The sequence below is a fragment of the Abiotrophia sp. genome (assembly GCF_057275535.1).
Window position 1 is genome coordinate 47,921 of the sequence record NZ_DBHIRJ010000004.1, and the last position, 16,334, is coordinate 64,254.

Consider the following 16,334-nt stretch of genomic DNA (forward strand, 5'->3'; position numbering starts at 1 on the left):
TACATGTATAGACTATTACTGTCGCAACAATATCGTAATAATTCATAAAAATAACTAGCAGATATTGCCTTTGAAATCTTAACATAAGCTATTGGAAATCCTATTCTGATAGTGTATAATGAGTTGTCGAAAGATTTTATTGTTCGTAACGATTCTGAAAGAAAGGAAGGGTTTAATGAAATTGAAAAGTCAATTTATGCGTAAGTTCTACCAGATTTTGGCGGTAGTCCTTTTAATTGTGGGGACACTTTTGCCAACTGTGGTGACTTATGCGCAAGAAGTAAGTGCTGACGAATCAACCACGCCCCCTATCGTGGCACCTGTCAGCTCAGAAGAAATCAAGACGGAGGAGGTGACACCAAATCCAACGCCAACCAACCAAGAACCTGCGGCTCCAGCTCAAGAAGCATCCAGTCAGGAATCAAGCAGTGAGTCTGGTTCAACAGGTCTTCGTTCCGCAGATGTCAACGGGGTTTTAAAAATGAGCCTCAACAACAACACCGGGACAGACGCTAAGTACACCACTAGCTCCCACGTTGGGGAAGTGGCAGTCGATGGTTCAGGTCTCAATGATACCCTAGAGGGTGCCTATGTTGAGATTCGGGTCCCTGCTAAGTATGTGGAGACCATGGCAGCAACGGCCGGTGGGGTGGCCAAGGCAGCTGGGGTTCTGACTCAAGATGGGGACAACTACCTCTTGACGGTTCCTCTTAACGCCATTGATCGGACAACCTCAGGGAGTTTCCCATTTAGTATTAAATTTAAGGATCGCTTAACACCAGACGGTTATAGTGTTCAACCTCGGGTGGCCATTCGCCAAGCAGACCGTCGTGTCATTGCAGGTCCATCTTCTGACTTGACCTTCAATGTCAAAGCAGATAAGCCACAACTGCAAAAATTAGTTAAAGGTAACACCTTAGATATGTTTGTCCAACAAGACGTCTATGGTGGGGAGACTGATGGCGGGGACTACCTTAACAGTAAGGCCTCTGACGTGCCATTCTACTTCTTCTTGTCACCACAAGGGATTACCAACCAAACTATTCAGGAATACCGGGCTAATCAAACCTATCGTTCCTATGAAACCATTGTTATCAAGGATACCCTTCCTACTTATGAAGGGGTAGGCGGCCAGACCTTGACCGCAACCTTTGACCCAGCTAAAAACCCAGGCTGGACTGATAATGGTGATGGGACGGTTTCTTATACGGTAACCAACCCAGACCCAGCTTCAGGTGGGGCAGAGACAACCTTGCGGAATGTACGTCTGCGTTTGTCCTTCCCAAATGCTAAGTATAAAAATGGTAACAAGCAAATCGTTCACAAGAATAATGTGGAATTAACCATGACTCCTTACCAACAAGGGCCATCGGAACCTGCTACTGTCTTGAATGATGATGTGCCATTTACCTTGACTAGCGAATTGGTGCCTGCCGGCATGTTCCGTAAGATTGCCAATAATGCTAGCCGACTCCGCTTGCAGCCACAAGCCAACCATGTGGTGGAAGCCTTCTGGAGTTTAGCCTTCCGGAATACATCTGCTTTGCCTGTATCGCAACTGGTCATGGAAGATACCCAATTGGATTCACGTATGTACCCATACAGCCTGACCGTGAGCGGGACCTTAAATATTCCACTAGAAATTTATGGGGTTGGGGAAGATGGCAGTGAAACCTATATCGATACCCTATCGCGTACTAAGCGTTCTATTGAGAATATTGATGACCAAGCTTGGGCTCAAGTTCAAGAACAGGTTGCCAAGGTCCAGAGTGGGGAAATTAAAGATACCGAGGCTGTAGCCGCTACCCGTAAATACAAGGGAATTCGGATTAAGTTGCCCGCAGGTGAGAAACATATGCCAACCACTGGTTTTGCCTTGCAATACCGGACTCGCCTCTTAGACCCATATAACACTAAGCTTCTAACAGACGAAAAGTTCTATAACAACACGGCTACTTTAGATGTTGCCTTGGAAACAGAGGACGGCTCAGAAGTAAGACCTAGACAGTTGACCTCATCAGCTCGTTTTATCGCTGATAAACTAGAAGAGACGGTTCAATTCGACAAAACCACCAAAGTCAACCAAACAGGCACCTTAGGTGAGCAAGTTGTTTATCGTCTAGTCTTCTCTAACTTCGTCGTTTCGCCGGCCCGTGCCTATCGTAACGCCAAGTTTATTGATATCTTACCTCAAGGGGTAACCTTCAAGAGTGCTAGTGAAGAATTAGCAGCTGACAAGGGCAAAATTAAGAATGTTGAAGTAGTGGAAAACTATAACAACTCGGGTCGGACGGCTGTCATTATCGACTTAGGGACTATCCCAGCCTTCTCAGAGACAAAACCTAACTTCCCAATCTTAGTAGAAGGGACCATCAATGAAGGGGCCATTCCAAGTAAGATTCAGAATGCTAATAATAACGAAGATAACCATGCTTACTTCATTTCTGATGAATATGACCCACTCCCTGATGGCATCAAATCTACTTCTTTAGTAGATAATAAGTTCGGTATTCAAGTCAATGGTAAGACACCAGCTCAATTAATCGGGGCTTCCTCAGTGACTACAGTTAACCTACCATCCGAAATTGCTTCTACTAAATACATTCGCCGCAAAGGGGAAAGCTTCCATACCAAACCAGTTATTACTGACTATGATGAAGCCTTCGACTATCGTCTGCAAACACGGAACTTCTCAGTTCTGCCAATGAGACACTTTGTCTTGTATGACCGCCTACCATATAGTGGGGATGTGAATACAAGTAAATTCTCTAACCTCTTAACTGGGCCACTAACGGTGCCAGAGAAATACACGGTTTACTATCATACCGCTGCTGACATGACCAAGAATGCGGGTCAAGAAGTAGGGCGTGATGGCTGGATGACGGCTGATCAAGTCGCTGACTTTACCCAGGTAACAGCTATCAAGATTGTCTTGAACCAAGGTCAAGTTGTAGAGCCGGGTGAAATCATCAACTTCAATGTGCCAATGAAGGCACCTGCCTACACTAACGGCTACATTAACCGTGAGAAAGCAACTAACTTCTTCTCAACCAACCGGGATGCCAATGACTTGACTAGCTTCGGGGATACCAATGCGGTTGTTAACCAATTACCACAGTATATTCCAGTTGCTAAGAAATGGGTCAAAGAGAAAAACTTAGACCAAGTAGTCTTTGAACTATTCCGTAAGAGTCAACCACGCGATGTTTTAGCAAGCATGACCCTGAACGAAGCTAATGGCTGGAAGGGGATCTTCAAGCGTCTGGACAATGGCCAATTGCTAGATCCTAACGTGACGGATTACGATGTGCGAGAAGTGTTACCAGATCGTTATGCTTTGGACTACAATATCACTTCTTCTTATGATGCTACTAACCCTGGCTCAGATGAAGACGAGCATGTCTACGAGATTACCAATGAACGTAAGGTTCGTCCTTACTATGTCGTTAAGAAGTGGGAAGACGACAATAACCGTCTAGGCAAGCGAGTTCCAATCAAGGTTCAGCTCAAGCAAAACGGCCAAGACTACCGTGATCCACTTGATATCACAGAAGCGGACCGTTGGGAAATTACCATTCCAGACCTACCAATCATCACCAACGTTAAAGAGATTGAGTATAGCGCGGATGAGCTTAATGTACCAGCTGGTTACTACAAGGAAATCGTGTCTAACGGTAACACCACTACTATTACCAACAAATTACCTTTACCAACTGGGGCGAATGTGACCTCAGAAGGCATTCAAGGCGCTAGCCAAACCGGGACTCCTAACTTTACACCAGGGACCGTCACCATTAATAGTCAACCAATTACGGTGGCGCTCAAGGCTAACAGCTATCGCCTAGTGGTAGATGGCCAAGTAACGGAAGCTACTTCGACACCGGCTCTGAAAAATGGCCAACAAGTCGGGACCTACACACTTGATCAAGCAACGGGTCAAGTAACTTTCCAACCTAATAAAGACTTTACAGGTCAACCAGATCCAGTTAAGGTTCAGGTTGAAGACGAACATGGCACGCCAGCGACTGCGACCTACACGCCAAATGTTTTAGGGACACAGCCTACAGGGCAAGATGTCACTTCACAAGGCATTCAAGGCGCTAGCCAAACCGGCACGCCAAGCTTTACACCTGGTAAAGTTACCATTGGGGGTAAAGAGGTAGAAGTACCACTTAAGGCTGACAGCTACCGTCTAGTAGTCAATGGGCAAGCCATTGACGGAACTTCAACGCCAGCCCTTAGTGGTGGTGTGGAAGTCGGGACTTACACCTTAGACCAATCGACTGGTCAAGTAACTTTCCAACCTAAGAAAGACTTCGTTGGCACGCCAGATCCAGTGACTGTTCAAGTCAGCGATACTAATGACAAGACAGCGACTGCGACTTACACACCAACAGTCGTCGGGACTGAACCAAGTGGCCAAGACAAGGAAACCCAAGATATTCAAGGTAAGACTCAAAGCACTACCTTGACCTTCACTCCAGGAACTGCCAATGTTGGTGGGACTGATTATACAGTGCCACTTAAGGACAATAGCTTACGCTTTGTAGTGGATGGTGCAGTAACCGAAGAAACCCAAATCGATGCCAAAGATTCGGCCGGGAAGGTCATCGGACGTTACACACTTGATCCAGCAAGTGGTCAAGTCACTTTTGAACCTAACAAGGACTTTGTTGGGACCGCGGCACCTGCTATTGTGCGTGCTTGGGATACCAACGACATGACGGCTGATGCTAGCTACACTCCTACCGTCGTAGGTGTAGTGCCTAGCGGAAGCACCAAGGAAACCACTCACGTTCAAGGACATGAGCAATCTGGCTTGGTAGAATTTACACCAGGTAATGAGCAAGTGCCAATGGACGACCAAGTGGACGCAGTCTTTGACAATGGCGAGAAAGAAATCACCATTCCTAAAGAAGGGACCTACCGTGTTGCCAAAGACGGAACCGTCACCTTCACTCCAGAGAGAACTTTTGTCGGCGACGGCACCGGTGTGACCGTTATTCGTGTCGACAAGAATGGCACCCCTGCACGTGGCAAGTACATTCCACATGTCCTAGCCGTTAAACCAAGTGCACAGGATGCTGAAACAACCGACATTCAAGGTAAAGAACAAGTAGGACAATTAACCTTTACCCCAGGGACGACCGCAGTAGATGGCCAAGATTATTCTGTGCCTATTGCGGCTAACTCCCTCCAATTCTTGGTAGATGGTCAAGTTTCAACTGAGACCACTATTCCAGCCAAAGATGCTAACGGTAAAGAAATCGGGACCTACACCCTTAACCAAAATGGCCAGGTAACCTTCCAGCCTAACAAGGACTTTGTGGGTGACCCAGTACCAGTTCAAGTCCAAGCCAAGGACGAGAACGGGACGCCTGTTGTGGCTACTTACACGCCACATGTTACGGGCGTAAAACCCGTCGGGCTACCTGCGACCTCAACCGGTATTCGTGGCGCTAGCCAAAGTAAGCAAGTAACCTTCCAACCAGGCCATGCAGATGTGCCAATGGATGATCAGGTGCCTGCTAAATTGAAGGATGCCCAAGGTCAATTGGTCGAAAGCCTCAAGGTAGACAACCAAGGGACTTACACTGTGGCAGCTGATGGAACAGTTACTTTCGTTCCAGAGAAGAACTTTGTAGGGCAAGCCCAAGCGGTAACCGTTGTCCGCGTGGATAAGAACGGCACGCCAGCTGAAGCGACCTATACCCCAACCGTTGTTGATGCAACCCCAACTTCAACCAATGCTGAAACTACTGATGTACAAGGTCAAGTCCAAGAAGGGACTGTAAGCTTCGCACCAGGCCAAGCACAAATTGACGGCCAAGCTGTCACGGTGCCACTGGTAGAGAACAGCCTAGTCTTTGTAGTTGACGGTCAAGTGGTTCAAGAAAAAGAAATTGATGCCAAGGATGCCGATGGTAAAACGATCGGGACCTACAAGCTCAACTCTGAGACAGGTCAAGTGACCTTCACACCGCATAAGGATTATGTCGGCACACCAGTTCCAGCTACTATCCAAGCGCATGACACTAATGATGTGACGGTCACCGCCACTTATCAACCTCATGTAACGGGCGTGACGCCTTCTGGTAAGGACGTTACCTCAAGTGGCCTCCAAGGGGCTAGCCAAACTGGTCAACCTGTCTTTACGCCAGGGGATGCCAAGGTGCCAATCACCATTAATGATGAGCAACCTGCACAATTCTTTGTAGGTGGCCAAGTAGTGACTGAAACCAGCATGCCAGCTATGCAAAATGGCGTGGAAGTCGGGACCTATACCTTAGATCCTAAGACAGGTCAAGTAACCTTCCAACCTAAAGCGGATTTCGTAGGGACACCAGATCCTGTGACAGTTCAAGTTAAGGATGCCAACGGGACCCCAGCAAAGGCTAACTACACGCCAACTGTCTTGCCAACTAGCCGTCAAGGCCTTGACAAGGTAAGTCAAGATATCCAAGGTAAGGCTCAAACTGGCCAGCCAGAATTCACCTACAACCCAGACCCTAACAATGGTGGGGCGGATCAAGCTATCCAAGTTTCGGCGCAAAACCCAGCTAAATTTGTGGTTGATGGTGCAGTCTCAGATGCTAGCCAAATCGACGCCAAGGACAAAGATGGCAAGGTTATCGGGACCTATACACTCACTCCTGAGACAGGCCTGATTACCTTCCAACCTAACAAGGACTTTGTAGGGACAGCTCAACCAGCTACTATCCAAGTACTAGACCCTAACGGGGTAGCCGTTTCTGCTACCTACACCCCAACCGTGACACCTGTTACGCCAACCGGAACTGGGGTCACTTCAGAAGGCTTGCAAGGTCAAGCTCAAACAGGTACGCCAAGCTTTGAAGCAGGCCATGCAGATGTGCCAATTACCATTAATGATGAGCAACCTGCTCGCTTGGTAGATCCTACAACAGGTCAAGCAGTCAATGAGACTAGCTTACCAGCTGTCAAAGACGGCAAGACCGTCGGGACCTACACCATTGATCCTAAGACTGGGACCGTCACCTTCCAACCTAACAAGGACTTTGTTGGTACCCCAGATCCAATCCAAGTTGAGGTCAAAGATGCTAACGGCACGCCAGCCAAGGCAAGCTACACCCCAACCGTCACTGCCGTTGTACCACGTGGTGACAATCAAACTACAACCGACATTCAAGGTAAGACCCAATCTGCTACCCTCGTCTTTACACCAGGGTCAGATAAGGTACCAATGGATGACACAGTTGACGCTACCTTCGAAGATGGTTCTACTGAGAAGAAGGTAGAAGGGCAAGGGACCTACACGGTTGCCAAAGATGGCACTGTGACCTTCGTCCCTGAAAAATCCTTCGTCGGGACAGCAGACCCTGTCACTGTCAAACGTCAAGACGTCAACGGGACAGTAGCGACAGCTACTTATACCCCAATCGTGACAGCTGTTACGCCAAGTGGTAGTCCAGCAACTTCAAGTGGCTTACAAGGAGCAAGTCAAACTGGCACCCCAAGCTTCACACCAGGACACCCTGATGTGCCAATCAAGATTGATGCAGATCAACCAGCTCAATTCGTAGTGGCAGGTAAAGCAGTGACTGAAACTAGCCTTCCAGCTACTAAGGATGGCCAAGAAGTCGGGACCTACACCTTGGATCCACTGACTGGCACGGTCACCTTCCAACCTAAGAAAGACTTCGTAGGAGTTCCAGACCCAGTTACTGTTCAAGCCAAAGACGCTAACGGCACCCCAGCGACTGCGACTTACACGCCAAGTGTAACGGGCGTAACACCAAGCGGTAACCAAGTAGAAAGCTATGGCCTGAAAGGTCAAGCCCAAACAGGTACGCCAAGCTTTACCCCAGGGGACGCTAGCGTACCGATGGATGATACCGTGCCAGCCACCTTCAGCAACGGTCAGAACCAATTGACAGTTGCCGGTCAAGGAACCTACACCGTAACGCCAGAGGGCGTGATTACCTTCACTCCAGAAGCTGACTTTGTCGGGACAGCAGATCCAGTGACCATCATCCGTCGCGATGTCAACGGGACTCCAGCAGAAGGTAAGTATGTGCCACATGTCTTAGACCTAGTAGCAGAAAATGCGACTTCTGAAGACATCCAAGGAAAGGTACAAACTGGCAAACCAAGTGCAAAAGATCAAGCAACAGGCAAGGCGCTGACACCAAGTGCTGAGCGACCAGCTCGTTTATTAGATCCAGAAACTCAAAAACCAGTAGCCAATGATCAGTTAGAGGCTAAGGATACTGACGGTAAAGTAGTCGGAACTTATGTCCTAGACCGCCTAACAGGTCAAGTTACCTTTACACCTAATAAGGACTTTGTCGGAACTCCTCTTCCAGCTCAGGTTCAATTTAGTAATGATCAAGACCTTGCAGTTGTTGCCACTTACACACCTACTGTGACACCTGTAACGCCAACTGGTAACCAAGTTGAGTCTTATGGCAACAAGGGCCAAGTCCAAACAGGTAAGCCAAGCTTTACGCCTGGTCACGACCAAGTGCCAATTGATCCAGCTGTTGCGCCAACTTTCGAAGATGGTAGCAAGAAGTTGACAGTGAAGGACCAAGGTACTTATGAAGTAGCCAACGACGGAACCATCACCTTCACACCAGAAGCTAACTTCGTCGGCACAGCAAGTCCAGTTGTCATCGTCCGTGTGGATACTAACGGCACTCCAGCCAAAGGGACTTACACACCGCATGTCTTAGATATCCTACCAGTTGACGCTGAATCTGAAGATGTGCAAGGCAAGGCTCAAACTGGACAGCTAGGAGCTAGAGATCAAGCCAGCGGCCAAGCTATCACGCCAAGTGCTAGCCAACCAGCCCGCTTAGTAGATCCAGCAACTCAAGCACCAACCGATGCAAGCTCTGTGCCAGCTCTGGATGCAGATGGCAAGCAAATTGGGACTTACACTGTGGATCCATTAACCGGCCTCGTGACCTTCCAACCAAATGAGGACTTTGTGGGTAAACCACAAGCTGCTCAGGTAGTCTTCCAACATGAATCTGGTATTAGCGTGACTGCACGTTACCAACCAAATGTTAAGGCTAAGGAAGAGTCAAGCGAGTCTAGCTCAGAAAGCTCAAGCGAAAATTCAAGTGAATCGAGTGCTTCAAGCTCAAGTGAAGCTTCAAGTGACGCTAGTTCCTTAAGCTCAAGCGAGACTTCAAATGATCCAGCTTCAAGCCAAGAATCAAGCGACCCAGATGTTAGTCAATCCAACGAACATTCTGGTGGCAATGGTTCTCGAGGCCAAAATAACCGTCCAGGTGGACGTCAATTGCCTAAGACCGGTGAGAGCGACAGCTTCTTCTGGTTAGCTACCAGCCTCATGGGCTTAGCCATGGCCATTGTAGCCTTAGATCGCAAGGTCAAAGCTAAGAATTAAAGACTTCTAATTTGAAGCAAGCTATAAAATAGGTGAGCCCCTTTCCTGAATAGCAGGAAAGGGGCTCGCTTTTTTTGATTCAAAATAAAAAGCCCCTGAGGGGCTTGCTGGGCAGTCAACCGATACTAGAGTGGTTCTGTCGGCTTACAGAGACACGGCTAGGGGATTGGCTGAACAGGCAAGCTTGTCAGGAGGCCTTAAGTTCAGAAATTAAATCGTAGGGGCTTCTTCGTTAAACTGATAACGTCTTTGTAAGAAAGCCAAGAGAGCTTGGCAGCCACGATAGATTTCAGTGTATGCAGTATCGAAGTCTTCGGTATACCATGGATCCGCAATTTGGGTTTCTTCCCCTGCATAGTGCAAGAGCATATTGACTTCACCACTTGGGCGAGCGCCAATCAAATAATTGATAGCCCGAATGTTGGGTTCGTCCATACCGATAATGTAATCAGCTTTGATATCTTCTAGATTGAGCTGGCGCGCGACATGCTTTGGAATCGGAATACCGGCAGCTTTGAGGCGCTTTTGAGCACCTTCATGCATGGGTTTACCGATTTCCCATGGACTGGTCGCGGCGGAATCGATTGCTATTTTGTCGCTCAGACCTGCCTCCGCCACTAAATGGCTGAAGATAGCCTCTGCCATTGGTGAACGGCAGATGTTGCCCAAGCAAACAAATATAACTTTAACCATAAATATCTCCTTTTTACGTTTGTAAGTAAATTTCGAGGGGATTTATTTGGTTTTGTCCATCTTGACGACCTAAGTTGTAGAGTGACTCGAGAACTCGAATGTCACGTTCGAATCTGCCAACTTCTAGGTGGGCAGATGGGCGTATGACGAAAAGCTCGCCTTGTGCTTCCAAGGTTTCGATCTGGTCTAGAGTCTGGTTATAGTGATAACCACGCTGGTTGAGGGCTTGGACCAAAGCCGGGAAGCGACGATAAACGATTGAATAGAGTGGATTGGTGCGGGTGGCTTTCCGATAAGAGGCGGGTCTGGTAAGGACCACGATTAACTTATCGACATCCAGTTGGCGCGCGTAATGAACTGGAATGCTATCGCTAATACCACCGTCGAGATAGGCGCCGCCGGTTAGATAAGGGCTGGCGTCTAGCTGAATCATTTTAGAGACGAAGGGCAGAGCAGAGCTCGCTCTTAAGACTTCCATCTGGTCAAAGGCATCCTCAATCAAGGCGTATTCGGCCTTACCACTGGCTACATGGGTGACCACCGCATGGAAACGGGTCGGGGAAGCTTTGAAGCGCTCGTTATCGAAAGGATCAAGTATCATTGGGACTTGATAGTAGGCAAAGTCCTTGTTGACATAGTTACCGGTTTTGAGCCAAGAGCTCAGACTCATGTAACGCTTGTCGCCAAGATAGCGCTGGTTATAACGCCAAGCTCGACCTATTTGACCACTGACATAATTGACCCCGAAAAGAGCCCCTGCAGACACAGCCACAATTTCATCCACGGGAATTTGGGCTGCCATCAGGCTATCGAGGACACCGGCTGAATATAAGCCGCGCATCCCGCCGCCTTCGAAGACCATGCCTATCCGCATATTCTGCCTCCTTTACGAGTCGATGTCATAACCCTGTTAGGGTGAGGTTACAACAAACTTTACGAGCCTAAAGTGATTCATACTACCATTGTATACTAAATTGATTCAGAAATAAAGCGACTTTTTCTGAAAAACAGTAGACATTATATGTCAATTGTGTTATAGTTAAATTAAGTTAGCATCTAACTTATTTAATTTTTGGAAAATTAAAGTTAGCGTCTGACTTAATTTTAGGTCTAATTAAAGTTAGTATCTAACTTTATAGGTCAAAAGAGGTTAGAGAATGGTAAAACGAAAGAAGTTAGAGAATGTGACGTCCCTTGGTATCGTCTTTGGGACTTTCGCCCCGCTACACGTTGGGCATATTGATATTATTAACCAGGCCAAGCGTCACAATGATGGGGTCCTCACCATCGTGTCAGGCTATGATGGAGATCGAGGCGACCTGATTGGGCTTAGCCTACGCAAGAGATTCCGTTATACGCGCGAGACTTTCCGCTATGATGACTTGGTCATTGTCGATAAGCTAGATGAAAATCATATTCCGGCCTATCCTAATGGTTGGGTAGAGTGGCTAGCTAAGCTCGATGAGTCCATTGCCCAGTATGTGACCTTCAGTGGCCAAGCTAAGATTGTGGTCTACTGTGGCGAGACAGAGTATAAGGACAAAATCAATGAATTGCGCCCTGACTGGGAAGTGGTTCTAGTAGACCGGTCCTTAATTAAGATTTCAGGGACTATGATTCGGAGTAATCCTCGGATGCATTGGCATCAGATTGCCAAACCATTCCGTCGTTTCTTCTCGACCAATGTCCTCATTGCAGGCTCTGCTTCTAACGGTAAGACGACCTTGGCGCGGGATTTATCGCGTCTCTTCGGTTGTCCTTGGTCACCGGAATATGCCCGCGAGTATCAGGAACGCTACAATGTCTTAGATGATGAATTGGACAAGAACGACTACACCTATCTCTTTACCGGCCAGTTCCGTCAGACTTCGGACCTGATTGATTCGCCAGCTAATAATGGCTTAATTATCGCCGATACCAACTCGACCATTACCATGGCCTATGCAGAGTACTACCTCAAGGATAGTCTGTCTGAGGAAGATTTCCAAGCCTTAACGGATGTCTACCAGTCCATGATTGAGAAGGAAAAGTGGGATAAGATTTTCGTTGTCCTACCACAATCTAACTACGTGGACGATGGGGTTCGAGACATGACCATGGCGGATGAAGAAACCCGAGATGCCTTCACATCCCTAACCATCCAGCTCTTTGAAGAAGCGGGATTGGCTGACAAGATTGTCTACTTAGGTAATCCTAAGCCAGGCCAGACCTTCTTCGAAAGTCTCTACGAAACAGCCAAAATTGAAATTGCAAGCCTATTGAATCAGGAGGTATAAGACATGTCAATTGTTGAAAATTTTAAGACTAAGTGGACCAAGTTACACGATTACTGCACATCAGGCTATAAAGTTACGGGGCGCAACCTCAAAGTCTTGGCCGGCGACACAAAGAAATTAGGCTTTGCTGGCGTCGTCAAGGCCATCTATGAGGACTTAGTAGTGGGCCGTACCCCATTGGAGTGGGCTTATTTAATCATTATGTCCATTGTGCCAATTATTGTTGCTTTGCGCGACCCAGATTCAACCTTGCTAGGCTTTATCGCTTCTATTACAGGGGTTATTAACGTTATTTTGGTAGCTGAAGGCCGTAAATCCAACTACTTCTTTGGTGTCATTACGACCAGTATTTACTTATTCTTAGCTATCGGTAATGGATTCTATGGTGAGGTTTTAACTAATGCCTACTTCGTAGTTATGCAACCGATTGGCCTTTATGTCTGGCTTATGGCAGACCGTAAGCGTCGAGAACAAACCCATCAAGTAGAAGATACACCTACTAATGTCAAGTCCCGTCGCATGAGCTTGGTGGACTGGATTATTGCCTTAGCTCAAACTGCCATTGTTTGGCTTCTCATGGGCTTAGCTTACAAATCTATCGGTGCTAATCGACCTTTCCGTGACTCTGTGACTGATGGGACCAATGTGGTGGGTCAGAAGTTAATGACCGAGCTCTATGCCGAACAATGGATCTTCTGGATTGCTACCAATCTCTTCTCCATTTACCTCTGGTGGGGCACTGATGGCTCCGTCGATATTGTGGTCATGTATCTGCTCTTCACCGTTAACAGTATTGTTGGCATGTATCGTTGGATTCAACAAGCTAAGGCCAATCAATAAGGAGGGACTTCATGCCTGAATTTAAGGACCCTCAAGCCGAAAAGCACTACTACGAGACTGAGGCCAGCCAGGAAGAATTTTTGAACTGGTACCAAAAACAGGAATTTCCCAACTATCCCAAACCAGCCTTAACAGTAGACAATGTTATCTTGCGCTGGTATCAGGCCGACCCAGAGGAGGCGCCCCAACTGCAATTACTCTTGATTAAGCGTAAGGCCCATCCTTTCTTGGGTCACTATGCCTTGCCGGGTGGCTTTGTCGAACCAGACGAAGACACCACCCAGGCCACCATTCGTGAGGTACTAGAGGAAACCCATATCGCCTTGGATCCGCTGCGAATTGAACAGTTGGAGACCTTTGCCAGCCCAGGTCGCGATCCGCGGGCCTGGGTGGTCTCGGTGGCCCATATCGTCTACCTGCCCTATGATAGCGGTCAGGAGGCGGTGGCAGGGGATGATGCTAGCGCCATTTGCTGGGCCAATCTCTCGGTGACCGAGTCAGGAGCTCTCTTGTTAGTGGATAGTGAGAGTCAAGACTTCATTCACGACTTGGCCTTTGACCACGAGTTGATTATTACCAAAGCGGTGAGACGCCTATCCAACAAGTTGGAGTACCATCCGACGGTTCTGTCGCTTCTGCCAAGCACCTTTACCATTAAGGATGTGCGGGCCATCTTCGATGTCTTCAATCATCCCCAATTCCGCCATGTGGGCATGACGGCCTTCAGATTGCGTCAGGAGAAGTATCTAACCTTCCTGGAATTTGGCCATGCGGGTGCTGGTAAACGAGGGCGTAGTCACAAAACCTACACCTATCAACTCAATCCATTTTATTAGCAAGAAAAGACTGCCTGAGGCGGTCTTTTTTGCGTCTTCTTCTTGCTAGAAAGAGACGATTAGAGTAGAATAAGCCTATGTGAAAGGAGAGTAGAGCCAGCTATGAAGAGATTAAGCCTAGAATTGCGGGTTAGCCATATTTTTGGGGTGCGTTTTTTGTCCGTTCTAGTCTTGCTGCTGGTCTTTATGTCCTTAGTAGGCTGGGGGCTACTTTCCTTATATGAGCTCTCCCCCAAAAGCTGGCAGCCAGTCTTAAGCCTATGTTTCTATCTTGCCTGGCCCTTTATCTCGGCTCCTCTGGTTCGGCGGTCTTATGACAAACTCTGGCTCCGACCGGTTACCATACGCGATATCGGGAGTCAAATTGCCATTAAGGTTGGCCACCGAGAGAAGTGCCATGATTGGGCCGACCTGCGCAAGGTCAAGGTGTCGACTGAAGGGCAAAGTAGATACTACGCCTCTCCCGTCATGAGTCTAAATCTGGTGCTGATTTTCAAAGGGCGGACCTATCGCCTTGGGACGGATGATCATATAGAAGACTTGAGAAGCCTGGAACGCTATTGCCAGAGTAAAATAAGAAATAGACGCAAAAAGTCTAAGAAGGCCAAATAGACACAGAGAAGCAAGTCAACCACTTGCTGGAAAGATTGAGCTAGAGTAGAATAAGCCTAGATGAAAGGACGGGAGAACGAGCTATGAAGAAATTAAGCCTAGATTTGCGGGTTAGCCAAATTTTAGGGGTGCGTTTTTTGTCCGGTCTGGTCTTGGTGCTAATCTTTATGTCCTTAGTGGGCTGGGGACTACTTTTCTTGTTTGAGCTCTCACCTAGAAGCTGGCAGCCAGTCTTAGGCCCATGTATGCTTCTTGCCTGGCCCTTTATAGCGGCTCCGATGATTTTTCGGACTCATGACAAAATCTGGCGCCGATCAGTTACCATACGCGATATCGGGAGTCAAATTGCCATTAAGGTAGGCCATCGAGAGAGGTGTCATGCCTGGGACGACTTGCGCAAGGTCAAGGCGGAGCCAGGTTTAACAAAGCATGGCACTGTTACTGCACCCAGGAGCTTGAGTCTATTGCTGATTTTCAAAGGGCGGACCTATCGCCTATGGACGGATGAATATGTAACAGAATTGACAAAATTCCAACATTATTGCCAGAGTAAAATAAGGAATAGAGGCAAAAAATCTAAGAAGTCCAAATAGACATTTGGAAGCAAGTCAGCCACTTGCTGGAAAGTTTGAACTAGAGTAGAATAAGGCTAGATGAAAGGACGGCGAGTCAGACATGGAGACACATCATGAAAGTAAAGAGCTAGAATTCAGCAAGGTCTTGCGGGTTAGCCATGTCTATGGCGTGCGTTTTTGGTCTATTGTGGGGCTGATTCTGGCCTTTATGTCCTTACTAGGCTGGGGGCTACTTTCCCTACTCGATTGGCTCTGGCAAAGGACGCCAGAAGGCGCTCATGAAGCCTTATTGTTGTTAGTCTTCGTGATTTGGCTTTTAGGGTCATCTGCTTTAGTTCAGTGGGCCTATGAGAAAATCTGGCGCCGTCCAGTTGTCATACGAGACTTGGGTAGCCAAGTTGCTATTAGCGTAGGGGATCGCGAGGATCGTCATTCCTGGTCTGATTTAGTCAAGGTCAAGATGCACCGTTATCGTGTGGGCCGCACAGGCCAGACGCGGGTCAAGAGCTTGAATTTGGTCCTGACCTTCCAAGGCAGAAGCTACCGCCTAGGGACGGATGAGCATCAACGCCAGCTAGAGAATCTGCAAAATTATTGCCAGCGTAAAATCTTACAAAATGGTTCAGCTTACTATCAATAAAAAAACAAGCCCTCCTTAGGATTTCCTAGGGAGGGCTTATTTTAATAATAGCTAGCTAGACTTTTGACGTCGTTTTTGAATCAGATGGTTGGTGGCCGCCACATCCAAGCGACGATGCCAAATCATACCTTGCCAGATTAGGATGTAGATGACTAGGACCACCCCTACAAAAGGAAGTAAATCCTGCCAAGAAAAGCTAATCCAGCCATTGTAGAGGGCCGTGATACCGACAATGATTAGGATAGAAGCGAAATGAAAAAGCAAGGCCAAGGTCAGATTATGATCTTCTTCCCACTCCCGATAGTGGAGGGTGACAAGGCCGATGAGGCCACTCATAATGAGCACGGTGACGACTTCGGCAGGTCTAATGGCGCTGGTCCGAAGGAAGACCAGGGTACAGAGCAGATAGGTGAGTGAGCCAATCAGAAGGCCATTGACGAAGGCCAAGGTATGTGTTTTTAACAT

General features: G+C 47.6%; 9 protein-coding genes. 6 read left to right on the forward strand and 3 right to left on the reverse strand.

What is annotated here, in order from left to right; translation table 11 throughout:
• Nucleotides 1–175 precede the first annotated feature (175 nt).
• Complete coding sequence (locus tag ACO53F_RS03950) at nucleotides 176–9,397, forward strand: Cna B-type domain-containing protein (protein ID WP_485137391.1); 9,222 nt, start codon at nucleotides 176–178, stop codon at nucleotides 9,395–9,397.
• 210 nt (nucleotides 9,398–9,607) lie between these two features.
• On the opposite strand, the gene ACO53F_RS03955 is transcribed toward ACO53F_RS03950, so the two are convergent.
• Both ACO53F_RS03955 and ACO53F_RS03960 read right to left on the reverse strand, forming a co-directional pair.
• Entirely contained in the window at nucleotides 9,608–10,090 is a 483-nt protein-coding gene (locus ACO53F_RS03955) for a low molecular weight protein-tyrosine-phosphatase (RefSeq protein WP_485137392.1), read from the reverse strand.
• A gap of 13 nt (nucleotides 10,091–10,103) precedes the next feature.
• Nucleotides 10,104–10,964: a patatin-like phospholipase family protein gene (locus tag ACO53F_RS03960; protein ID WP_485137393.1), complete on the reverse strand. Its 861-nt coding sequence runs from the start codon at nucleotides 10,962–10,964 to the stop codon at nucleotides 10,104–10,106.
• A gap of 283 nt (nucleotides 10,965–11,247) precedes the next feature.
• Between ACO53F_RS03960 and ACO53F_RS03965 the strand changes: the two genes are divergently transcribed.
• The 5 genes from ACO53F_RS03965 (at nucleotide 11,248) to ACO53F_RS03985 (ending at nucleotide 15,869) form a co-directional block, all read left to right on the forward strand.
• Nucleotides 11,248–12,366 carry an AAA family ATPase gene (locus ACO53F_RS03965; protein ID WP_485137394.1) on the forward strand — a complete coding sequence of 373 codons (1,119 nt, stop codon included), beginning with the start codon at nucleotides 11,248–11,250 and terminating at the stop codon, nucleotides 12,364–12,366.
• Nucleotides 12,367–12,369: 3 nt separating this feature from the next.
• Nucleotides 12,370–13,206 (forward strand): nicotinamide riboside transporter PnuC, encoded by an 837-nt coding sequence (gene pnuC, locus ACO53F_RS03970; protein WP_485137395.1) that lies wholly within the window; start codon nucleotides 12,370–12,372, stop codon nucleotides 13,204–13,206.
• Between the two features lie 11 nt (nucleotides 13,207–13,217).
• Nucleotides 13,218–14,042, forward strand: a complete 825-nt coding sequence (locus ACO53F_RS03975; RefSeq protein ID WP_485137396.1) for an NUDIX domain-containing protein — start codon at nucleotides 13,218–13,220, stop codon at nucleotides 14,040–14,042.
• Nucleotides 14,043–14,144: 102 nt separating this feature from the next.
• Nucleotides 14,145–14,654, forward strand: coding sequence for a hypothetical protein (locus tag ACO53F_RS03980; RefSeq protein ID WP_485137397.1), 510 nt, complete (start codon nucleotides 14,145–14,147; stop codon nucleotides 14,652–14,654).
• A 675-nt stretch (nucleotides 14,655–15,329) separates the two neighbouring features.
• Nucleotides 15,330–15,869 carry a hypothetical protein gene (locus ACO53F_RS03985; protein ID WP_485137398.1) on the forward strand — a complete coding sequence of 180 codons (540 nt, stop codon included), beginning with the start codon at nucleotides 15,330–15,332 and terminating at the stop codon, nucleotides 15,867–15,869.
• A gap of 51 nt (nucleotides 15,870–15,920) precedes the next feature.
• Here ACO53F_RS03985 and ACO53F_RS03990 read toward each other — a convergent pair whose 3' ends face one another.
• Nucleotides 15,921–16,334, reverse strand: coding sequence for a DUF3021 domain-containing protein (locus ACO53F_RS03990; protein ID WP_485137399.1), 414 nt, complete (start codon nucleotides 16,332–16,334; stop codon nucleotides 15,921–15,923).